Source organism: Pseudoxanthomonas mexicana (assembly GCF_014397415.1).
In the GTDB taxonomy this organism is placed as follows: Bacteria; Pseudomonadota; Gammaproteobacteria; order Xanthomonadales; family Xanthomonadaceae; genus Pseudoxanthomonas_A; species Pseudoxanthomonas_A mexicana.
In genome coordinates this window covers 497833-519154 of the sequence record NZ_CP060731.1, presented here as the reverse complement: position 1 = coordinate 519154, position 21322 = coordinate 497833, and the positions used below count along the sequence as shown (strand labels likewise).

General features: G+C 70.4%; 22 protein-coding genes. 10 read left to right on the top strand and 12 right to left on the bottom strand.

Translation table 11 applies throughout. The annotated features are described in order from the left end of the window. Positions 1-118: 118 nt before the first annotated feature. The 5 genes from IAE60_RS02510 to IAE60_RS02490 all read right to left on the bottom strand — a co-directional run bounded on the left by IAE60_RS02510 (position 119) and on the right by IAE60_RS02490 (position 5280). The gene (locus IAE60_RS02510; RefSeq protein ID WP_244966695.1) at positions 119-1870 is read right to left on the bottom strand and encodes a DUF885 domain-containing protein; all 1752 of its coding nucleotides are present in this window, start codon (positions 1868-1870) and stop codon (positions 119-121) included. A gap of 235 nt (positions 1871-2105) precedes the next feature. After that, entirely contained in the window at positions 2106-3002 is an 897-nt protein-coding gene (locus IAE60_RS02505) for a ParB/RepB/Spo0J family partition protein (protein WP_187573732.1), read from the bottom strand. After that, positions 3002-3799 (bottom strand): ParA family protein, encoded by a 798-nt coding sequence (locus IAE60_RS02500; protein WP_185894500.1) that lies wholly within the window; start codon positions 3797-3799, stop codon positions 3002-3004. The genes IAE60_RS02505 and IAE60_RS02500 overlap by 1 nt, the downstream gene beginning before the upstream one ends. A 187-nt stretch (positions 3800-3986) precedes the next feature. Next, positions 3987-4643 (bottom strand): 16S rRNA (guanine(527)-N(7))-methyltransferase RsmG, encoded by a 657-nt coding sequence (gene rsmG, locus IAE60_RS02495; RefSeq protein ID WP_187573731.1) that lies wholly within the window; start codon positions 4641-4643, stop codon positions 3987-3989. A gap of 7 nt (positions 4644-4650) precedes the next feature. Beyond that, positions 4651-5280 carry a 4'-phosphopantetheinyl transferase family protein gene (locus IAE60_RS02490; RefSeq protein ID WP_187573730.1) on the bottom strand — a complete coding sequence of 210 codons (630 nt, stop codon included), beginning with the start codon at positions 5278-5280 and terminating at the stop codon, positions 4651-4653. Positions 5281-5445: 165 nt separating this feature from the next. Here IAE60_RS02490 and IAE60_RS02485 point away from each other — a divergent pair, with 165 nt between their 5' ends. Continuing rightward, positions 5446-5703, top strand: coding sequence for a GlsB/YeaQ/YmgE family stress response membrane protein (locus IAE60_RS02485; RefSeq protein WP_185894497.1), 258 nt, complete (start codon positions 5446-5448; stop codon positions 5701-5703). A gap of 113 nt (positions 5704-5816) precedes the next feature. Here IAE60_RS02485 and xth read toward each other — a convergent pair whose 3' ends face one another. The 3 genes from xth to IAE60_RS02470 form a co-directional block, all read right to left on the bottom strand. Next, positions 5817-6587: an exodeoxyribonuclease III gene (gene xth / locus IAE60_RS02480; protein WP_162110933.1), complete on the bottom strand. Its 771-nt coding sequence runs from the start codon at positions 6585-6587 to the stop codon at positions 5817-5819. 27 nt (positions 6588-6614) lie between these two features. Then, positions 6615-8174, bottom strand: a complete 1560-nt coding sequence (locus tag IAE60_RS02475; protein ID WP_187573729.1) for an MFS transporter — start codon at positions 8172-8174, stop codon at positions 6615-6617. Between the two features lie 178 nt (positions 8175-8352). Then, positions 8353-9888: a coniferyl aldehyde dehydrogenase gene (locus IAE60_RS02470; RefSeq protein WP_187573728.1), complete on the bottom strand. Its 1536-nt coding sequence runs from the start codon at positions 9886-9888 to the stop codon at positions 8353-8355. A gap of 49 nt (positions 9889-9937) precedes the next feature. On the opposite strand from IAE60_RS02470, the gene IAE60_RS02465 reads away from it, so the two are divergent. Next, the gene (locus IAE60_RS02465; RefSeq protein ID WP_374502402.1) at positions 9938-10498 is read left to right on the top strand and encodes a gamma carbonic anhydrase family protein; all 561 of its coding nucleotides are present in this window, start codon (positions 9938-9940) and stop codon (positions 10496-10498) included. A gap of 37 nt (positions 10499-10535) precedes the next feature. Next, a complete protein-coding gene (locus tag IAE60_RS02460) occupies positions 10536-10913 on the top strand; it encodes a VOC family protein (RefSeq protein ID WP_187573727.1) in 378 nt (125 codons plus the stop codon). A gap of 13 nt (positions 10914-10926) precedes the next feature. Here the strand turns inward: IAE60_RS02460 and IAE60_RS02455 are convergent, their stop codons facing one another. Beyond that, positions 10927-11193, bottom strand: coding sequence for a YkgJ family cysteine cluster protein (locus tag IAE60_RS02455; RefSeq protein ID WP_187573726.1), 267 nt, complete (start codon positions 11191-11193; stop codon positions 10927-10929). 162 nt (positions 11194-11355) lie between these two features. On the opposite strand from IAE60_RS02455, the gene IAE60_RS02450 reads away from it, so the two are divergent. The 7 genes from IAE60_RS02450 to IAE60_RS02420 are packed head-to-tail and all read left to right on the top strand — an operon-like array spanning position 11356 to position 19109. Further along, positions 11356-12036: an RDD family protein gene (locus tag IAE60_RS02450; protein ID WP_162110928.1), complete on the top strand. Its 681-nt coding sequence runs from the start codon at positions 11356-11358 to the stop codon at positions 12034-12036. Beyond that, positions 12033-13031 carry a stage II sporulation protein M gene (locus IAE60_RS02445; RefSeq protein ID WP_185894491.1) on the top strand — a complete coding sequence of 333 codons (999 nt, stop codon included), beginning with the start codon at positions 12033-12035 and terminating at the stop codon, positions 13029-13031. The genes IAE60_RS02450 and IAE60_RS02445 overlap by 4 nt, the downstream gene beginning before the upstream one ends. Continuing rightward, positions 13021-14583, top strand: coding sequence for a DUF4129 domain-containing protein (locus tag IAE60_RS02440; RefSeq protein WP_187573725.1), 1563 nt, complete (start codon positions 13021-13023; stop codon positions 14581-14583). Before IAE60_RS02445 ends, IAE60_RS02440 begins: the two co-directional genes overlap by 11 nt. Next, positions 14580-15779, top strand: coding sequence for a DUF4350 domain-containing protein (locus IAE60_RS02435; protein ID WP_244966640.1), 1200 nt, complete (start codon positions 14580-14582; stop codon positions 15777-15779). The genes IAE60_RS02440 and IAE60_RS02435 overlap by 4 nt, the downstream gene beginning before the upstream one ends. Continuing rightward, positions 15776-16777: an AAA family ATPase gene (locus IAE60_RS02430; protein WP_187573724.1), complete on the top strand. Its 1002-nt coding sequence runs from the start codon at positions 15776-15778 to the stop codon at positions 16775-16777. Before IAE60_RS02435 ends, IAE60_RS02430 begins: the two co-directional genes overlap by 4 nt. Further along, the gene (locus IAE60_RS02425; RefSeq protein WP_187573723.1) at positions 16774-18072 is read left to right on the top strand and encodes a DUF58 domain-containing protein; all 1299 of its coding nucleotides are present in this window, start codon (positions 16774-16776) and stop codon (positions 18070-18072) included. Before IAE60_RS02430 ends, IAE60_RS02425 begins: the two co-directional genes overlap by 4 nt. Positions 18073-18080: 8 nt before the next feature. Beyond that, positions 18081-19109: a DUF4380 domain-containing protein gene (locus tag IAE60_RS02420; RefSeq protein ID WP_187573722.1), complete on the top strand. Its 1029-nt coding sequence runs from the start codon at positions 18081-18083 to the stop codon at positions 19107-19109. A gap of 4 nt (positions 19110-19113) precedes the next feature. On the opposite strand, the gene IAE60_RS02415 is transcribed toward IAE60_RS02420, so the two are convergent. The 3 genes from IAE60_RS02415 to aroE all read right to left on the bottom strand — a co-directional run bounded on the left by IAE60_RS02415 (position 19114) and on the right by aroE (position 21219). Continuing rightward, complete coding sequence (locus IAE60_RS02415; protein WP_187573721.1) at positions 19114-19890, bottom strand: ThuA domain-containing protein; 777 nt, start codon at positions 19888-19890, stop codon at positions 19114-19116. A gap of 79 nt (positions 19891-19969) precedes the next feature. Continuing rightward, positions 19970-20323: a hypothetical protein gene (locus IAE60_RS02410; RefSeq protein WP_187573720.1), complete on the bottom strand. Its 354-nt coding sequence runs from the start codon at positions 20321-20323 to the stop codon at positions 19970-19972. A gap of 47 nt (positions 20324-20370) precedes the next feature. Then, positions 20371-21219 carry a shikimate dehydrogenase gene (aroE, locus tag IAE60_RS02405; RefSeq protein ID WP_187573719.1) on the bottom strand — a complete coding sequence of 283 codons (849 nt, stop codon included), beginning with the start codon at positions 21217-21219 and terminating at the stop codon, positions 20371-20373. Positions 21220-21322: the final 103 nt, after the last annotated feature.

The window sequence follows — 21322 nt, the reverse complement described above, 5'->3', positions numbered from 1 at the left end:
TAGGGCGGGCGGCACGGTGGGCCGAAGCCCGCCTGCCCAGCGTAGGTCGGGCCTCGGCCCGACATCGGCGCGTCTCGGCGGCTGGAAGGCGAGGTGGGCCGGGGCCCACCCTATCGGATCACGGTGCGGCCGCGGCCGCCTTGGCCGGGCCGGCCTTGCTGGCGGCGATGAAGGCGCGGATCTGGCTTTCCAGCACCGGCAGGGTCACCGAGCCCTGCTTCAGCACGGCGTCGTGGAAGGCCTTGATGTCGAACTTCGGACCCAGTTCGCGCTCGGCCTCGGCCCGCAGGCGGACGATGGCGATCTCGCCCAGCTTGTAGCTCAGCGCCTGCCCAGGCCAGGAGATGTAGCGGTCGACCTCGGTGGTCACCTCGTGCTCGGACAGGGCAGTGTGGTCGCGCAGGTAGGCCAGGGCCTGGTCGCGGCTCCAGCCCTTGTGGTGCACGCCTGTGTCGATCACCAGGCGCGCGGCGCGCCACATCTCGTAGGTCAGGCGGCCGAAATCCTCGTAGGGCGTCTCGTAGATGCCCATCTCCTTGCCCAGCTTCTCGGTGTACAGCGCCCAGCCTTCGCCATAGGCGGAGATGTAGTTGTCGCGGCGGAAGGCGGGCTGTTCGCCCTGTTCCTGCGCCAGCGCGGCCTGCAGCGAGTGGCCGGGCGAGGATTCGTGCAGCGTCAGCGCCGGCAGGTTGTACAGCGGGCGCGAGGGCAGGTCGTAGGTGTTCAGCCAGTACGTGCCCAGTCCGCCCCGGCCGGCCGTCCAGAACGGCGCGATGTCGGCCGGCACCTCGACGATGGTGAAGCGCCCGCGCGGCAGCGTGCCGATGAACTTGCCGACCTCGCCGTCCACGCGCTTGGAGATCCACGCCGCGCGGTCGAGCAGTTGCTGCGGCGTCTTGGCGTAGAACTGCGGATCGGTGCGAAGGAAGGTCAGGAACTCGGCGAACGTTCCCTTGAAGCCGGACTGCTCGATCACTTCCTGCATCTCGGCCCGGATGCGCGCGACTTCTTCCAGGCCGATCTGGTGGATCTGCTCGGCGCTGAGGTCCAGCGTGGTGTATTCGCGGATCTGCTGGGCGTAGAAGTCCTTGCCGCCCGGCATCGCTTCGGCCGCCAGCGTGGTGCGGGCCTTCGGCACGTATTCGGTGCGGAAGAACGCCAGCAGCGTGCCGAACGCGGGAACCACCCGCTCGCTGATCGCCACGCGCGCCTCCTTCCGCAGCGCTTCCTGCTCCGCCGCGGGAATGCGGGCGGGCATCTTCCTGTACGGTGCATAGAAGGCGGACTGCTCCGGATCCTTCAGCTCCGCCACCGCGGCGATCGACACGTCGCGGCCGTCCAGCACCGCGCGCGGCACGGTGAAGCCGCGCGCCAGGCCGGCGCGCATGTTGGCGATGTGCTGGTCGAAGTGGCGGGGCACGTCGCGCAGGCGTGCCGCATAGGCGCGGTAGTCGTCGGCCGTCTTCATCTGCCGGCGCGCCATGAAGGACAGGTTCGACCAGAACGAGGAATCGGAATTGAACGGCATCTCGTACGCGCGCAGGCGCACTTCCGCCGCCAGGTTCTCCACCTGCGGGCGGTAGATGGCCAGGTTGATGCGGTTCTCGGCCGAGAGTCCGGCCGGGTCGATCCCGTCCAGGTCCTTCAGCACCTGCTCCCAGACCTTCAGCCGCGCCTGCTGCGCCGGGGCGCCCACGTCGGGCAGGCGGGTGTTGTCGCCGCTGGTGTCGGTGTCCTCGTCGGCCTGGCCGGTCTGCTCCTGCCGCCAGGTCCATTCCTTTTCGTAGATCGCCTGGAAGCGCTTGTCGGCGTCGGAGGGCGCGAAGGCGAGCGCGTGCAGCGGAGCGCAGGCGAGCAGAAGGGCGGCGATGCGGAGGTTCAAGGCAGGCATCCGGTGGAAGCGGAAAACGGATGGTAATGCAGGCACAGGGGCCGCGCTTTCTGTAGGAGCGATGTCAGTCGCGACCGTGGGGCCTGGCGATCCGGACGACCTGATCGATCGCGGCGATGCAGGAGGACATGCCGCGCCCTTGCCGCAAGGTCCGGGGATGCGGGAACGGAAGACGTGCGCTCGCGACTGACGTCGCTCCTGCAGGGATCCGGCCTCAGCCCTTCGGGCGCAGGCGCTCCAGCACGCCGTCCAGCGTGTCCAGGTCGGTGTACTGGATGATCAGCTTGCCCTTGCCGCCGCGCCCGTGGGCGATGGTCACGCGGGTGCCCAGGCTTTCGGACAGCTCGGTTTCCAGTGAGGCGATGTCCGGCTGCGGCGCGGCCTTGGCGGGCTTGGTCTTCTTGCCGTTGATCGGCACCTTGCCGGCGGCGAACTGCTGCGCGCGGTGTTCGACCTCGCGCACCGACCAGCCCTGTTCGGCGGCGTCGGAGGCCAGCTTGCTGGCCAGATCCGGCGACAGCGTCAGCAGCGCGCGGGCGTGGCCCATCTCCAAGCGGCGGGCTTCCAGCAGGGCGCGGATGGCCGGCGGCAGTTCCAGCAGGCGCAGCAGGTTGGACACCGCGGCGCGCGAACGGCCCACGGCCTCGGCGGCTTCGGCATGGGTCAGCGAAAATTCGTTGATCAGGCGCTGCAGCGACTGCGCCTCTTCCAGCGGATTGAGGTCCTCGCGCTGGATGTTCTCGATCAGCGCCATCGCGATGACGGTGCGGTCGTCCAGTTCGCGCACGACCACCGGCACTTCGGCCAGGCCGGCTTCCTGCGAGGCGCGCCAGCGGCGCTCGCCGGCGACGATCTCGAACTTGCCGGGCGACAGCTCGCGCACGACGATCGGCTGGATCACGCCCTGCGCCTTGATCGATTCCGCCAGCTCGGTGAGCTTGGAGGCATCCATCTGCATGCGCGGCTGGTACTTGCCCGGCTGCAGCTGCTGCACCGGCAGGGTACGCAGTGCTTCGCCCGGCTGGGCTTCCGGCGGGGGCGTCTCGGCGGCCTTCGGGCCGAGCAGGGCTTCCAGTCCGCGACCCAGGCCGCGCTTCTTCGGGGCGCTCATCACGCGTGCTCCATGTGCTGCTGTTGCTTCTTGCGGTCGGCGGCGCGGCGCAGGATCTCGCCGGCCAGGCCCAGGTAGGCCACGCCGCCGCGCGAGGCGCGGTCGTAGCCGACGATGCTCTGGCCATGGCTGGGCGCTTCGGCCACGCGCACGTTGCGCGGCACGATGGTGCGGAACACCTTGTCGCCGAAATGCGTGGTCAGTTCGCCGGAGACGGCATTGGCCAGGTTGTTGCGGATGTCGAACATCGTTCGCAGCACGCCTTCGATCTCCAGGCCGGGATTCAGGCGCGCGCGCAGCGCCTCGATGGTTTCCATCAGCGCGGACAGGCCTTCCAGGGCGTAGTACTCGCACTGCATCGGCACCAGCACCGAATCGGCGGCGGTCAGCGCATTGAGCGTCAGCAGCGACAGCGCCGGCGGGCAGTCGATGATGATGAAGTCGTAGTCGCCGCGCAGGCTTTCCAGCGCGGTCTTCAGGCGCTGCTCGCGGCCGTCGGATTCCATCAGCTGGATCTCCGCCGCGGTCAGGTCGATGTTGCCCGGCATCAGGTCGAAGCCCTCGGCGGTGGTCACCACCGCGGCCCTGGCCTCCACTTCGCCCAGCAGCACGTCGCAGGTCGAGGCCTCGACCTCGCGCTTGTCCACACCGCTGCCCATCGTTGCATTGCCCTGCGCATCCAGGTCGACCAGCAGCACGCGTTGCGGCGCACGCGCCAGCGCAGCCGCCAGGTTCACCGCGGTGGTGGTCTTGCCGACTCCGCCTTTCTGGTTGGCAATGGCAATGATGCGGGCCATGCGAGGGCGCCTTATCGGTTACGGGGTGGATGGGGGATTATGCGGGCTCTGGAGCGGGCGTGCGAAATCGTCCCAACGGACAACAGGGGGCATATCCGGTCATCCGCGCACGCGCATGTGCGGCCGGGCGCTGTCGCGGTCAGTCATATCAAGGAGTTACACCGCACGCCCCGACGGGGTGCGCGGTTCAGTCGCGGCGGACCACGACCATGTGGCGCTCGCCGACCAGGCCGGGCACGGTCAGCGGTTCGACGGTGGCCACCGACCAGCCGGCGGGCAGGGCGGCGATCTCCTCGTCAGGTCGCACGCCCTTCATCCCCAGCAGCGTGCCGCCCGGTTTCAGCAGGTGGCCGCCGACCTCGATGATTCCGGCCAGCACGTCCAGCGCGCGCGCGGTCAGCGCGTCGTAGGCCTGCGGTTCGTCCAGCGCCTCGGCACGCGACTCGGCCACGCGGGCGTTGTCCAGCTTGAGGGTGCGTACCGCTTCGCGCAGGAAGCGCGCTTTCTTGCCGTTGCTCTCGACCAGGGTCACGCGCAGGCCGGGCTTGGCGATGGCCAGCGGAATGCCGGGCAGCCCCGGACCGGTGCCGAGGTCGGCCAACGCGCCGCCGCGCGCGGCGAGGTCGTCGACGAACGGATGCATCGCCAGCGAGTCCAGCAAGTGGCGGGTGACCATCTCGCGCGGATCGCGGATCGCGGTGAGGTTGTAGGTCTTGTTCCAGCGGTCGAGCAGGGCCAGATAGGCCAGCAGGCGCGGCGCCAGCGCGTCGGCGTCCAGGCCGAGCGCAAGCAGTCCACGATGCAGGGTCTCGCGCAGGTCGGCAGGAAAGGCGGTGTCGTTCATCGCCGCATTATCGCAGGCCTTCGCGCCGCCCCCGCGGGTGCCAGGCCAGCGCGGCGCGGTAGCCCGGCCGGGGCGCCCATTCGTGCAGGTGCCAGTCGTCGGGGCGTCCCAGGCCGGGATCGCACGTGGCCAGGCGCGGGGTCGCTTCGTCCAGGGCGACATGGAAGCGATGCAGGCCGAACGAAATGCCCTGGCCGTGGGCCTTCAGCACCGCCTCCTTGATGCACCAGAGGCGGACGAAGGCCAGCAGGCGGGCATCGTCGTCGTCGAAGCCGCGCAACCAGGCGGTCTCCTCGGGATGGTAGAAGCGCTCCGCCAGATCCATCGCACGTGGGCGCGGACGCAGGCGTTCGATATCGACGCCCAGTTCGATGTCTTCGCCCAGCGCCAGCAGCAGCGCCTCGCCACTGTGGCTCCAGCCCGTTTCCAGATGGTGCAGCGGTGCGATGAAGTGCGGCCGCCCCTGCGCGTCGCGGGTGATGGGCAGCGTTTCAGGTGCGAAGCCCAGCGTATGCGCCAGTGATTCGCGTGCCTGCGGTTCGCCGCGCTGCCGCGGGGCATGCGGCAGCAGCCACACCGCAATGCCGTCATGGCGCCAGTCGGCGGGTGCGTCGCGCCAGTTCACGTGCGCAGGCATCCGGCGTGGTGCGGCACGGCGTGCAAGGCGGTGGCGATGGCGTTATGAAGCACGGGCAAGGACGCTTCCCCCACGTGAATTAACGGCGGTTTCACGCCGTGCGTTGAAGATTCAAGCGCGCCCCGCGGCATGGGGTTCTGTCCATTCAAGGGAGGAAGCAGCGAAATGAATTTTCTCATCTATCTGATCGTGGGTGGTATCGCCGGTTGGCTGGCCAGCCTGGTGATGAAGCGTGACGGGTCGCAGGGCATCATCCTGAATGTGGTGGTCGGCATCATCGGCGGCTTCCTGGGTGGCTGGCTGCTGCCGACACTGGGCCTGGGCCTGGGCGGCGGCTGGGTCGGCTTCCTGATCACCGCCTTCATCGGCGCGGTCGTCCTGCTGCTGATCGTCAACCTGTTCACCCGCGGGCGCGCGAGGTAACGGTTCCGCTGCGGCCGCGTGCGCGTTCGAGACGCACCCAAGGCCCGTGGCAATGCAAAGGCCCGGCGAAAGCCGGGCCTTTGCTCGTTCGGCGCCAGCGCAGCAGGCGTGGTTCAACCACCCAGTCGTACCCATGCGGGCGCATGGTCGCTGGGGCGCTCCCAGGTGCGCGGCTCGCGGTCGATGCCCGATTCCACCGCGTGTCCGCGCAACGCATCGGACACCAGCGTCAGGTCGATGCGCAGGCCCAGGTTGCGGCGCAGGCCGCCCATCCGGTAGTCCCACCAGCTGTAGACATTGGCTTCGTCGCTGTGCAGGCGGAAGGCATCGTGCAGGCCCAGCGCGTACAGCCGTTGCAGCGCCGCGCGCTCGGCGGTGGAGGTGAGGATATGGTCGTCGTTCCACACCTTGGGGTCGAACACGTCGCGGTCGTCCGGCGCGATGTTGAAGTCGCCCATCACCACCAGCTTCGGATGCGTCTGCAGCTCGGCGGCCAGCCAGTCGTGCACCGCGTCCAGCCAGCGCAGCTTGTAGGCGTACTTGTCGGTGCCCACGTCCTGGCCGTTGACCACGTACAGGTTGACGACGCGCACCTCGCCCACCGTCGCGGCGATGACCCGCTTCTGTTCGTCCTCGAAACCCGGGATGCCCACCTGCACGTCGCCGATGGCCTCGCGTGCCAGCAGCGCCACGCCGTTGTAGGTCTTCTGTCCGGCGAACACGCTGCGGTAGCCCAGTTCCGCCAGTGCGGTGTCGGGGAAGCGGTGGTCCTCCAGCTTGGTTTCCTGCAGGCCCACGATGTCCGGCGCGAACGTGCCCAGCCACTGGGTGAGGTGCGGCAGGCGCACGTTGAGCGAATTGACGTTCCAGCTGGCGATTTTCATGGCGGCGATTCTAAGCCAGCGGGACGGTCAGGCGCCCGCGGCGTCTTCGGCCACGACGGCGACGTGCGCCTCGCCTTCGCCATCGCGCATCAGGCGCGCGGCCATCCAGGCGGCCAGCAGCATCATCGCCATGCCGAACACGGCGATCGCGCGCATGGCGCCGGTGAAAGCGGTCCGCGCGGTGTCGACGACAGCCATGCCGGCCGCACCGCCGAGTTCGCCCCCCACGGCCACCGCACCGCCCAGCGTGGACAGCGCGCGGGTCGTGTCGGCGTCGGCGAGTGAGGTGGGCAGGGCGGGATCCAGCCACAGCCGGTACGCCAGCATGCCCAGGCTGCCCAGCACGGCGATGCCGAGTGCGCCGCTGAGTTCGGCGCTGGTCTCGGCCAGGGCCGAAGCGGCGCCGGCACGTTCCGCCGGCGCAGTGGTGATGATCAGCTCGTTGCCCACCGTGAACACCGGCGCCATGCCCAGGCTCATCGCCAGCATGCCCGCGATCAGGATCCACAACCCGTACGGCGGCACCACCAGGGCCGTGATGCCGAAGCCGACCGCGGCCAGCAGCAGGCCGCGCACCATCACCCGGCGCGCGCCCCAGTGTCGCGCCAGCCGCGGCGCCAGCAGCGATCCGACGGTGAAGCACAGCGACCACGGCACGGTCGCGATGCCGGCCTGCAGCGGCGTCAGGCCCAGCACCAGCTGCAGGTACTGGGTCATGAAGATGTACACGCCCATCATCGACAGGCCCGCCAGCGCGTAGGCGACGATGGCGGCGGAGAACGCCGGCCGCCGGAACAGGGTCACGTCCAGGAACGGATAGGCCAGATGCTTCTGCCGACGCACGAACAGCACACCCAGCGCGAGGCCGACCAGCAGCACGGCGATGCCGCGCGCATCGGTGCCGTACTCCGCGATGCGTTTCAGCCCGTAGACCACCGCCAGCACCGAGAACAGCGACTGCACCATGCTGAGCGGATCGAGCGCGCCGGCGTCCGGATCGCGGTATTCGGGCAGCAGCTTCGGCCCCAGCACCAGCAGCAGCACCATCACTGGCACCGCGGCGAGGAATGCCGCGCCCCACCACCACCATTGCAGCAGCAGGCCGCCGACCAGTGGGCCGATCGCGCCGCCGACCGAGAACGCCGCGATCCACACGCCGATGGCGAACTGGCGTTCGTGTTCGTCATGGAACATGTTGCGGATCAGCGACATCGTCGACGGTGCCAGCGTGGCGCCGGCCACGCCCAGCAGGGCGCGCATCGCGATCAGCATTTCCGCGCTGCGCGAGAAGGCGGCGATCACCGAGGCGGCCGCGAATGCCGCTGCCCCGATCAGCAGCAGCCTGCGCCGGCCGATGCGGTCGCCCAGCGTGCCCATGGTGATCAGGAAGCCGGCCACCAGGAAGCCGTACACGTCGACGATCCACAGCAGCTGGCTGGCGCTGGGGTCCAGTTCGGCGCTGATCGCCGGCAGCGCCAGGTTCAGCACGGTCAGGTCCATCGCATAGACCATGCAGGGCAGGGCGATGATGGCCAGCCCGATCCATTCGCGGCGGGTGGCTTTGGCGGGCGGGTTCACGTTCGACATGGCGGTCCGTCAGGGGGGCGTCTTCCCGTCCGACGAACGGGAAAGGCGATTCTCGACGAGGCTGCGGACGGATGTTGTCCTTGGATCGCGGGATGGCGGTACGGGTCCGCCCTCATGCCCTCCCGCGGAGAGGGGGTGTGACGGTCGTGCGGACCCGCCTTCGGGGATGCCGCGTGCCTCAGCGGATGATGAAGTCGATGAACCGCGCGACCTTGGAGTACGGCGGCTTCAGCAGGTCGCTGCCCGCGCGCCGCGGCTGCCACAGCACCGGCAGCGCCTTGCTCATCGCGTCGAAGCCGGCTCGCCCGTGGTAGGCGCCCATGCCGCTGGGCCCGATGCCGCCGAACGGCAGCGCATTGATGCCGAAGTGCAGCACCGTGTCGTTGACGGTCACCCCGCCGGCCAGCGTGCTGTGCAGGATCCTCTCCACCCGCTTGCGGTCGTGGCTGAAGGGATACAGCGCCAGCGGACGGTCGTGCGCATTGATGTAGGCGATGGCCTCGTCCAGCGATGCGACGGTGCGGATCGGCAGGATGGGGCCGAAGATCTCGTCCTGCATCACCTTCGCTTCGTCGCCCGGCTCCAGCACCAGCGCCGGTGCGAACAGGCGCTGCGCGCGGTCGTGGTGGGCGGCGAGCGGGACCACCTCGTGTCCGCGCTGGCGGGCGTCGTCCAGATAGCCGTCGAGCCGCGCGAACTGGCCGTCGTTGATGATGCGGGTGTAGTCGCCGGCATCGGACAGGTCGCCGTAGCGCGCGGCCACCTGCGCGCGCAGGGCCTGCACCAGCGCGTCGCGCCGGCTGCGGCCCACCAGCAGCACATAGTCGGGGGCGATGCAGGTCTGTCCGCCGTTGAACCACTTGCCCGTGGCCAGACGCGCCGCAGCCTGTTCCACCGGGTAGTCGTCGCAGACGATGGCCGGCGACTTGCCGCCCAGCTCCAGGGTCAGCGGTGTCAGGTTCGGCGCGGCCGCGGCCATCACCTTGCGGCCCACCGCGGTCGAGCCGGTGAACACCAGATGGTCGAAGGGCAACGCGGCGAACGCGCCCGCCACCTCGGCGCCACCGGCGGCCACGGCGACCCGTTCCAGCGGAAACACTTCGGCCAGCAGCGAGCGCAGGAACGCGGTCGTGCGCGGCGTGTGCTCGGAGGGTTTCAGGTAGACGTGGTTGCCTGCGGCGATGGCGGTGGCCAGCGGGATCAGCGCCAGGTTGACCGGATAGTTCCATGGCGAGATCACGCCGACCACGCCGACCGGCGCCTGCCGCACTTCCGCGCGCGCCGGCCAGAAGCGCCAGCCCACGCCCACGCGGCGCGGCTTCATCCAGCGGCGCAGGTGCGAGGCCAGGTGGTCGATCTCGTTGAGCACCGTCATGCCGTCGGCGATCAGCGACTCGTGCCGCGAGCGGTGGCCGAAGTCGGCCGCGACCGTTTCGGCCATCTCCGGCAGTCGCCGCTTCAATGCATCGCGCAGGCGGTGCAGGTCGTCGCGGCGCTGGTCGTAGTCCGGCTTGCGTGCCTGCCAGGCCTGGCGCAGCCGGTCCAGGGTGGGCGCGAGATCGGACACGGGCGTGTCGCGCAGCGGGCCACCGGCTGCGGAGGCGGCGGAAGCGGGGTCGGTCGGCGCCGTCGTGGAGGCGGCCGAGATCGCCGCGTTGGCGGCGGTGATGGCGGCGTTCGCGGCGGTCGTGGTGGCGTGCGGGAAGGTCGTCATGGCCCGAGTGTATGCCTTCCCTTGCGAGCGGGCGCACTACAATCCGCGCATGACCGACACTCTGACCGCCCTGCGCCCCTATCTTGGCCGCTTTCCCGTCCTGGGCCCGCGGGTCTACGTCGATCCGGCGGCCACCGTGATCGGCGATGTCGAGCTGGCCGAGGACGTCTCGATCTGGCCGGGCACCATCCTGCGCGGCGACGTCAACTTCATCCGCGTGGGTGCGCGCACCAACGTGCAGGACGGGACCATCGTCCACGTCAGCCATCACAGCCCGTACAACAAGGCCGGCTATCCCACGCTGATCGGCGCGGACGTCACCATCGGCCACGGCACCATCATCCATGCCTGCACCATCGAGGACCTGTGCCTGATCGGCATGGGCGCCTGCATCCTCGACGGCGCGACGGTGAAGAAGTACGGCTTCCTCGGCGCGGGTGCGGTGCTGGGCCCGGGCAAAGTCGTCGGCGAGGCCGAGCTGTGGCTGGGCAATCCCGCCCGCTTCGCGCGTGTCCTGACCGAGAAGGAAATCGAGAGCCTGCATTATTCGGCCGGCCACTACGTCAAGCTGAAGGACCGTTACCTGCAGCCAACATCGCCCGCGGCATGATGGGCGTGGCGCGCTCCGCGCCGCCTGGGAGACCCGCATGGCCTGGAAACCGGACGGCTACACCTCGGTGGCCCCGTACCTGGTGGTCGACGGCGCGCAGCGCACGATCGATTTCCTCACCGCCGTGTTCGATGCCCAGCCGCTGCGCATGCACCCGATGGGCGAGCGGCTGGGCCATGCCGAAGTCCGCATCGACGACACGGTGCTGATGCTGGCCGACGGCATGGACGGCTGGCCGCCCGTCGCCAGCCATGTACACCTGTACGTGCCGGATGTCGACGCCACGTGGTCGCGCGCGCTGGCGGCCGGCGCCACGCCGGTGCAGGCGCCACAGGAAAAGGGCGACGGCGACCGCCGCGGCGGCTTCCGCGATGCCGGCGGCACCACGTGGTGGATCTCCACGCAGGTGGAATGACGGAATCGCGAGGTCAGGGTGCGGTCGCGCGTTCAAGCGCGGCCAGCAGCGCCATTGCGTCCTGCCGGCTGGCCCCGCACATGTCGGGGCCGGGCTTCAGCGTGGCGCAGAACGCCGGTCGTTCCGGCCGCCCGAACAACCGGCAGCGCAGCGCCTCATCCAGTTGCACGCACGGCACGCCTGCCGGCTTGCCGTGCGGCATGCCGGGGATGGGCGAGGTGATCGAGGGGGCGGTGCAGCAGGCCCCGCAGCCGGTGCGGCAGTGAAAGACGGTGTCCACGATGACGCGCAGTCTAGTGCGGCTGGGCAAGTCTGGCGCGGCCGGCTAAAGTCGCCGGGCACGGGGACGGCGCATGGACAGCGGAATACACCACTTCAACCACATCGGATGCAGCGCGGCCCCCCTGCCCATGCAGGCGGGACGTCGCCGGGTGCGCGCCTGATGCTGGACACCTACCGCGAAGTCGTCACGCCCGAAGGCGTGGGTTTGCACCTGCCCGCCGCCGGCCCGGTGCCGCGCGCGCTGGCGTGGGGCATCGACCTGGCCATCCGGATCGGTGTGCTGATGCTGATGGGCATGGTGCTGGCGATGCTGGGCAAGGTGGGCGAAGGCCTGTACCTGATCGGCCTGTTCCTGGTGTTCTGGGCCTACCCCATCGTGCTCGAGTCGGTCTGGCGCGGGCAGACGCCGGGCAAGAAGGCGCTCGGCCTGCGGGTGGTGTCGGCCGATGGCGCTCCGGTGGGCTGGCTGGCCGCGATCACGCGCAACCTGCTGCGCACCGTGGACATGCTGCCGTTCGGTTATGCCGCCGGCCTGGTCGCCTGCCTGGCCGATCCGCACGCGCGCCGGCTGGGCGACATGGTGGCGGGCACGCTGGTGGTGCATGCCGGCGGCGAGCGCGAACACGCGCCGGCGCCGGTCAATACCGTGTTCGTGCCGCCGGCGCGGCTGTCGCCGGAAGAACAGGGCGCCATCGTCGCCTTCGGCGAACGCGCGCCGCGGCTCACGCCTGCCCGGCAGGAGGAACTGGCCAACCTGGCCGAGCCGGTCACCGGCGCGCGCGGACAGGTGGGCGTGCAGCGCCTGTACGGCATGGCCAACTGGCTGTTGGGGCGGCGATGAGGCAGGAGCAGTTCGTCGCCCGCCACCAGGCCGAATGGGTGGCCTTCGAATCCTGGCTGCAGGCGCGCGGTGGCAGCGCACGCCGCGCGCGCCATGAGCGCAACAACGGCGTGCTGACCGACGAGGACGTGCCCGCACGCTACCGGCGCATCTGCCAGCACCTGGCGCTGGCGCGCCGGCGCGGCTACAGCCCGGTGGTGGTGGACCGGTTGCAGGCGCTGATGCAGCAGGGCCATGGCGTGCTGTACCGCACGCCGCCGCCGCGCTGGCAGCACGCGGTGCGTTTCCTGCTGGCGGATTTCCCTCGGCTGGTGCGCAGCGAGGCCGGCTGCATGACGGTGGCCGCGGTGGTGTTCGTGGTGCCGCTGGTGCTGATGTTCGTGCTGCTGCAGGTCCGGCCGGAGCTGGTGTACAGCCTGGCCTCGCCCGAGCAGGTGGCCATGTACGAGCGCATGTACGACCCCAGCGATGCGCGCCATGCGTTGGGGCGCGAGAGCGGCAGCGACTGGCAGATGTTCGGCGTGTACATCTGGAACAACATCAGCATCGGCCTGCGCACCTTCGCCGGCGGCCTGCTGGCGGGCGTGGGTGCGCTGTTCGTGCTGGTGGTCAACGGCGTGGGCATCGGCACGGTGTTCGGCCACCTGCAGCAGATCGGCTATGGCGATCCGCTATGGCGGTTCGTGTGCGGGCATGCGCCGTTCGAACTGACCGCCATCGTGCTGGCCGGTGGCGCCGGCCTGCGACTGGGGCTGGGGCTGATCGCGCCCGGGCGACGGCGGCGCGTGGATGCGCTGGCCCATGCCGGCGCCAAAGGCGCACGGCTGTGCCTCGGCGTGGCCTTCATGCTGCTGGTGGCGGCCTTCATCGAGGCGTTCTGGTCGTCGACGCAGTCCATTCCCGCGGCGGTGAAGTACAGCGTGTCCGGGGTGCTGTGGACGCTGGTGGCGGTGTGGCTGGGTTTCGGCGGACGCGGGGTGGCTGATGCGGATTGAGCAGCTGACCGTCCGGCTGCGCGCGCGTTCGGACTGGGAGGCCGTGGAGCTGGGCATGGCGCTGGTGCGCCGGCATGCAGGCGCCATCTGGAAGCCCTGGTGGTGGCTGACGCTGCCGGTGTTCGCGCTGCTGAATCTCGGTGCGTGGTGGATCGACCAGTTCTGGTTGGCGGCCGCGCTCATGTGGTGGCTGAAGCCGGCCTTCGACCGCATCCCGCTGTACGTCATCTCGCGCGCGGTGTTCGGCAGCGTGCCGGGCACGCGCGAGACGCTGCGCGCGCAGGCATCGTGGGGCGTACGCGTGTTGCCGCACCTGCTGACGTGGCGGCGGCTGTCGCCGGTGCGCTCGCTGTACCTGCCGATCGACCTGCTGGAGGGGGTGCAGGGCGAACGCCTGCGCCAGCGTCGCCGGATACTGGCCGGGCAGGCCTACGGCACGGCCATCCTGCTGACGCTGGTGTGCCTGCACTTCGAAACCGCGTTGCTGCTGGGCGGTGTGGCGGCGGTGGTGATGTACCTGCCGCAGGACCTGCTGCCGGACAGCATGCAGGCGGCGTTCGGGATGCTGGCGACGGAATGGCCGGCATGGCTGAAGCTGGGGTGGAATGCGCTGGCGTGGGCGGCGATCAGCGTGGTGGAGCCGTTCTACGTGGGGGCGGGCTTCGGCCTGTATCTCAACCGGCGCACGCAGATCGAGGCCTGGGACCTGGAGATCGTGTTCCGCACCCTGCGTGCGCGCCTGTCGGCTGCTGCGCCGCTGTTGCTGGCCGTGATGCTGTGGACCGGCACGGACGGCGCGCTGGCGCAGGAGCGGCATGGCGAGCGTCCCACGCCACCATCCGCCGCACCGGCGCCGCCGCGCGATGCGCCCACACCGCCGACCCTGCCGATCGTGTTCGGCGACCAGCGCGTCGATGACCGTGCGTTCCGCAAGGCGGCCGACCAGGCGTACCGCGATCCGCTGCTCGACCGTCGGCACACCCAGACCTCGTGGGAACGACGCCAGCGCGCGCCGGAACAGGACCCGGAGGTGGCGGTCCGCGACAAGGCCCTGCTGGGCGGCATTGGCAACGTGGTGGCCTTCATCGGCGAATGGGGCCTGTGGCTGGTCGTGGGCGTGCTGGTGCTGGCCCTGCTGGTGACGGTGCGCCACTGGTGGCCGTGGATGCGGGGCCTGGCGCGCTCGCCCGCGGTGGCGCCGGAGCCGGCCGTGACCGAAGCCCTCACTTTGCCCGAGACCCTGCCGGAGGACATCGCCACCGCGGCACGGCGCGCATGGCGCGAAGGACGTCCGCGGCATGCGCTGGCGCTGCTCTATCGCGCCAGCGTGGACAGCATGGTGCGGCGCGCCGACATCGTGCTGCCGCCGGGCGCGACCGAGGCCGAGTGCCTGCGCGCCTCGCGCCGCATGCCGCAGGCGGCGGACCGCCAGGCCTTCGCGCGCGTGGTCAGGATCTGGCAGTACGCGGCCTATGCGGAGCGGCTGCCGGATGACGACGAATTCGAGGCGCTGCTGGGCGAACTGCAGCAGCGCTACGGGTGGGTGTCGTGACCGCGGCGCGTCGCAACGGCCGGCTGGTGGGCGTGGCCGTGCTGGTGATCGCCCTGGTGCTGGTGCTGCTGGTGGCGTGGTTCCGGCACACGTTCCACCGGGTCGAGAAGACGCTGTACCTGCCGCCCACCGGCGAAGCCGCCTACAACCCGCTGTACGCGCTGGCGAAGACGCTGGAAGCCGATGGCGTGAAGGTCAACGCGCGCCAGCGCCTGCTGCTGGACGACAACGCGCTCGCGCCCACGGACACGCTGCTGCTGTTCAACGATCCGCGCACGCTCTCGCCCCCCGATGCCGAACGCCTGCTGGACTGGGTGGAAGGGGGCGGCCACCTGCTGGTGCGCACGCCGCTGTATTCGCCGGGCGAGGATGTGGCGGGTCCGGATGCACCGCAGGTTCCGCTGCTGGACCGCCTGTCGGCCTGGCTGGTGGAAGAGAGCCCGGGCTGCGTGGATTTCCAGGTCGAGGGCGAAGACCACCACGTCGAGTTCTGTGCCGGCCGCCGCTTCGCCTTCGAGGGCGAGGTCCCCGAGCTCGCCTGGGGCGACCTGCAGGCCGGGTATGTCTATGCGCGACTGGCGCGCGGACGCGGCCATGTGGACCTGCTGGCCGACTTCGATTTCATGACCAACACCGCGTCGCGCCCGCTGGCGCGGCAGGCGATGGACGTGCCGCCCGACGGCGGCCTGCGCGACGGACCGCACCGTGCGCTGGCGCGTCAGGTGCTCGCCCCCAACTACGGGCTCGGTACCGTCCACCTGGTCTATGCGGCGCAGATGCCCTCGCTGTGGCGCACGATGCTGCTGCGCGGCTGGATGGTGTGGGCGCCGCTGCTGCTCGCGCTGGCGGCCTGGCTGTGGATGCGCATGCAGCGCTTCGGTCCACCCGTGCCTGCGCCGGCGGCGGAACGCCGCTCATTGCTGGAACACGTGCGCGCCAGCGGCGAGCACCTCTACCGCTACGGTCGCGGCGTCATGCTGTACGCCGCGGTCCGCCAGGCTTTCCTGGCACGCCTGCGCCGCCGCGATGCGGTGGCCGCCGCGCTGTCGGGCGAGCCGCAGGTGGCCGCCATCGCCGAGCGCACCGGCCTGCCCGCCGACCGCATCCACACCGCCCTCCATGCCCCTGCCTCGCACGACCGGCAGGCTTTCCGCGACCGCATCGCCCTGCTGATCCACCTGAGAAACCGCCTATGAACGACCAGACCGCCGCCGCCCCGCCCGCGCTTCCCCCGACGCCCGGCACTGCGCTGTCCGCGCGCGTCGATGCCGTGCGCGAGGAGGTGTCCAAGGCTTTCATCGGCCAGCCGGACGTGCTGGACCAGATCCTCATCGCCCTGCTCGCCGGGGGTCACGTGCTGATCGAGGGCGTGCCCGGGCTGGGCAAGACCCTGCTGGTGCGCGCGCTGGCGCAGGCGCTGGAACTGACCTACGCGCGCGTGCAGTTCACCCCGGACCTGATGCCCGGCGACGTCAGCGGCCACGCGGTCTACGACCCGAAGACCGAGAGCTTCAAGATCCGTCGCGGCCCGGTGTTCACCCACATCCTGCTGGCCGACGAGATCAACCGTGCACCGGCCAAGACCCAGTCGGCGCTGCTGGAGGTGATGCAGGAAGGCCAGGTGACCATCGAAGGCAAGTCGTTCGAACTGGCGCCGCCCTTCATCACCCTGGCCACCCAGAACCCGGTGGAGCAGGAGGGCACCTATCCGCTGCCGGAGGCGCAGCTGGACCGGTTCCTGCTGAAGGTGCTGATCGACTACCCGGCGATCGAGGACGAGAAGCGCATGGTGGATGCCATCACCACCGGACGCACCGCCGCCGACTTCGACCTGTCGCAGGTCGGGCGCGTGCTGGGCGCGGCCGACATCGTCGCCATGCAGCGCGACACCGCGGCCGTGCGGGTGGATCCGGAAGTCATCGACTATGCCGTGCGCATCGTCGCCGCCACGCGCACCTGGCCCGGCATCGCGCTGGGCGCGGGACCGCGCGGCAGCCTGGCGCTGGTGCGCGCGGCGCGTGCGCAGGCGGTGCTGCAGGGGCGCGACTTCGTCACCCCTGACGACGTGCGCGACATCGCGCGGCCTGCGCTGCGCCACCGCATCACACTGGCGCCCGAACTGCAGATCGAAGGCCAGTCGCCGGACGATGCGTTGCGTGCGTTGCTGGCCAAGGTGGACGCGCCCCGGAAATGAGGCCGGCACCGCTGCTCATCGCCCTGCTCGCAGGCTGGGGTCTGGCCGGCCTGGCTGTGCCGTTCCTCGGCTGGCCGCTGTGGCAATGGCAGTTGGCGGGCGGCGCGATGCTGATGATCGCGGCGCTGGATGCGTGGCGCCTGCGGGGCCGGCCCACGCCGGACGTGGTGCGCGAAGTGCCGGAAGCGCTGCCGCTGGGCATCGAGCGCGACGTGGCGCTGTGCTTCGAGACGCACGTCCGGCAGCGGTTGGAGGTATTCGACCTGCATCCGGGCGGATGGACGTCGTCGGGCCTGCCGCGCCGGCTGTCGCTGGCGCCGGTGTCGGCGACGCGCTTCACCTACCGCCTGCGTCCCACCGCGCGCGGCGATGCCCGCTTCGACGGCGTGCAGCTGCGCTTGCGCTCGACGCTGGCGCTGTGGCGGCAGTCGCGTGTGGCCGGCGTGCCGCAGCGGGTGCGCGTGTACCCCAACTTCGCGCCGCTGGCGCGTTTCGCGCTGTTCAGTGCCGAACAGGCTTCGCGCCTGGTGGGTGCGCACCTGAAGCGCCGGCGCGGCGAGGGTACCGACTTCCACCAGATGCGCGAGTACCGCGTCGGCGACAGCCTGCGCCAGGTCGACTGGAAGGCCACCGCGCGCTCGCGCAAGCTGATCTCGCGCGAGTACCAGGACGAGAAGAACCAGCAGCTGGTGATGCTGATCGACACCGGCCGCCGGATGATGGCGCGCGAGGATGCGCTGGGCCATTTCGACCACGTGCTCAATGCGTCGCTGGTGGTGTCGTACCTGGCGCTGCGGCAGGGCGACGGCGTGGGCCTGTTCGCCGCCGGCGGCGACAGCCGCTGGGTTGCGCCACAGCGCGGCATGGCGGCGATCGACACGCTGCTGCGCGCCAGCTACGACCTGCAACCGCGCGCGGTGGCCACCGACTACCTGGCCGCGGCCACCGAACTGAGCCTGCGGCAACGCCGGCGCGCGCTGGTGATGCTGGTCACCAACGTGCGCGACGAGGACATCGACGATCTGCTGGCGTCGGTGCGGCTGCTGCAGCGGCGCCACCTGGTCTTCGTGGCCAGCCTGCGCGAGAAATCGCTGGACGCCGCGCTCGCCGAGGAGGTGCGCGACCTGCAGGGCGCCCTCCATGCCGGCGCGGTCGCGCGCTACCTGGAGCAGCGCACCGCCGCACACGAGGCCCTGCGCAGCCACCGGGTGATGGTGCTGGATGTCACCGCGGACGAGCTGCCGGCGGCGCTGGTGGAGCGCTACCTGGCGGTGAAGCGAGACGGCGTGCTGTAGTGGCGGGCATGCGCACGAAGGCGGTCCTCCTGCTCGCGACGGCGATCTGGATGCACGTGTTCGCAGCCGATGCCGCGGACGTCGAACGCATCCGCCTGCAGTCGCGTGACGCAGTCCTCGAGGTCACGCCTGCACTGGGCGGGCGCGTGCTCGCCTTCGGCTTGGTGGGGCATCCCAGCCTGATCAAGATCGGCGATCCGGTGGCCTCGCAACCGAACCCGGCGGTATCGGCGACCGCGGACGACATCGGCTATCTCGGCCACGATGTATGGCTCGGTCCACAGAGCGGATGGTGGTCCGACCAGCAGGTGAACGCGGCGCGCCGCGACGCCCGCGCCGTGTGGCCGCCGGATCCGTACCTGGCTTTCGCGCAGACGCGCGTGGTGGCGCGCGCACCCGATCGGCTGGTGCTGGAAGGCATCGACAGCCCGGTCACCGGCGTGCGCTTGCTGAAGTCGTTCGCGTTCGATCCCGCCGATCCGGCCACGCTGGAGGTGTCCGCGCTGGCGCGCAACATCCGCGACCGGCCCGTGTCGCGCGATCTTTGGTTCAACACGCGCACCTCGGCCGCCACCCGCGTGTACGTGCCGGTCGCCACTGCCGCCGACGTCCGCATCGAAGCCGCGGAAGCGATGGCGCCCGCATGGCGCATCGACGCCGGGGTGTTCGCCTTCCTGCCGCCATCGACGGCGGGCGCCAGCCGTCGCGGGAAGGTGCTGATGCAGCCCTCGGCAGGATGGATGGCCGGTTTCGCGCATCGCCAGGCCTTTGTCATCCGGTTCGATCATCAGCCGCGCAGCGCCATCCACCCGCAACAGGGACAGGTCGAGCTCTATCTCGATCACGGCGAGGACATCGCCGCGGGCCTGCTGGAGATGGAAGTGCATGCGCCGTACCGCACGCTGGCGCCGGGCGAGGCCATGCAGGCACGCGAACGCTGGACCGTGTTGCCGTATGACGGCGCGGATACGCCACAGGCGCACCTCGCCTTCCTGTGCCGCCGCCTGCAGCTGTGCGCCGCTTCCACGGCGGACTGAAGTCTCAGCGCGCCGCGTCGATGCCCTTGCCGGTCGCGGCCCACCAGATCCCGCCGTACAGGTGTTCCAGGTACAGCGGATCGTCGTACAGCGCCGGCGTGTGGCCCAGCGCGGTCACGAACACGCGCCCGCCGTCGTAATGGTGGTACCACGCCACGGGATGGTGCGCGCCCATGCCGTTGGCGGTCTGGCCGGGCCAGATGCGGGTGGAGTCGTAGGTCGTTTCGTCCACGCTCAGCACCGTGCGCAGGCCGCGCGTGACCGGTGCGTTGAACTCGTACCACTCGTCCGTCCAGATCCAGCGTGCCGGCAGGCCGAAGGTGGCGGGGAACGACGCATCCTCCACGCGCACGGTCGCCGTCTGCACCTTCGGGTGGATGCGGAACGTGCGGCCGATCAGGCGTTCGAACCACGGCCACTCGCCGGGCGGGTTGAAGATCAGGGCGCGATGCACCGCGACCACGCCGCCACCCTTGCGCACGTATGTCTCGAAGTTCTTGCGCTGTGCGGCCTTCAACTCATCGCCCGGCGTGTTGAGCAGCACGATGGCGGCATACGGCGACAGGTCGCCGTCGAAAGGGGCGCTGTTCCACGACCAGGTCAGGTCGACGCCATGCCGCTGCGCCATGCGTTCGAACTGCGGCTTGGCGACCACGGTGTAGTCGTGGTGGTAGCGGTTGGGAATGGCCACCACCAGCACCTTGAACTGGTCTTGCGCCAGGGCGATGCAGGGCAGCAGGGTTGCCAGGCACAGGAGCAGGGTCAGCAGGCGTCGGGTCATGCCACGATGCTACCGGCCGGCATCGCGCGAAGTGCGCACGGACCTATTCCGATCCGCGCCGCGGGTATGCAGTTATCGCCTAGGCGGGTGCGCGTGCCGCCTGCATCGCCTTGCTGGCACCCCAGGCCAGCATCACCAGGCCTGCCGCGGACACCACGCCGAGCAGCATGCCGACGGCGCCGAACAGCGACATCATCCCGCTGATCGAGGCGTATCCATCGGCCGCACTGTGGATCAGCCAGGCCTGCCAGGCGCTCATCGCGCCGCGCAGCACCGCGGCCGCCAGCATCAGTCCCGTGCCCGCCAGCGCGAGCGGCCGTCCCGGCGCGGCGGGCGCCCACATCGACAGCATGGCCACGCCGGCCACGCAGGCCAGCAGTTCGGGCAGCTGGTAGCCCAGCATCGTCAGCAGTTGGGTGAGGAAGCCGTCCATGCGCTACTCCATTCGTGATTGCATGCAGGGTAACGCAGGCGCGCCGCTCAATCCGCCGTCACCAGCACCTTGTCCCGGTCGCGCAGCGCGGCGTAGACCGGGTCGGTGTCCGGGCGCACGCCATGCCAGTGCTCGAACGCTTCGGCGGCCTGTTCCACCAGCATGCCCAGTCCATCCACCGCATCGTGGCAGCCGGCGGCGCGCGCCCAGGCGAGGAACGGGATGGCGGCCTCGCCGTAGTTCAGGTCCACGGCCAGCGTGCGCGGCGTGGCCAGGTGGAAGGGCAGGGTGAATGCGCCCTGGTCCTGCCGCGAGGCCGAGGTGGCGTTGACGATCAGCGAGAAGTCGCCCAAGTCGCCCAGGTCCCGCCAGTAGCGCGAGTGCGCGCGGTCGGGTTCGCCCAGTGCATCGGCCAGCGCGTCCGCGCGTTCGGCCGTGCGGTTGACGATGATCAGTTCGCTGATGCCCGCGTCCAGCAACGCAGGCGCCACGCCGCGCGCCGCGCCGCCGGCGCCGAGCAGCAGCGCACGCCGTGCGCGCAGGTCCAGACCGTGGCGACCGGTCAGGTCGCGCACCAGTCCGGCGCCGTCGGTATTGTCGCCATGCCACTGGCCCTCGTTCCGGGTCAGCGTGTTGACGGCACCGGCGCGGCGCGCGCGGTCGGTGGTCTGCGCGCAGATCGCGAAGGCCGCTTCTTTCAGCGGCAGGGTGACGTTGGCGCCCGCGCCACCGTCGTCGGCGAAGCGGTCGAGCGCGGCGACGAAATCGTGCGGGGCCGCATCGATGGCGGTGTATTCCAGCGCGATGCCGGCCTGCTGCGCGAACGCGGCGTGGATGCGTGGCGACAACGAATGGGCGACGGGATGGCCGAAGACGGCGTAGCGATGGCTGGACATGGTGCGGGACCCCGTCGGAAAGGAGGAATGGGATGCCGCAGGGACGCGCCGCGAACGAGGGCGCCGCTGCCGCTCCGACCGAGTCTACCGCGCGCGGCCGGCG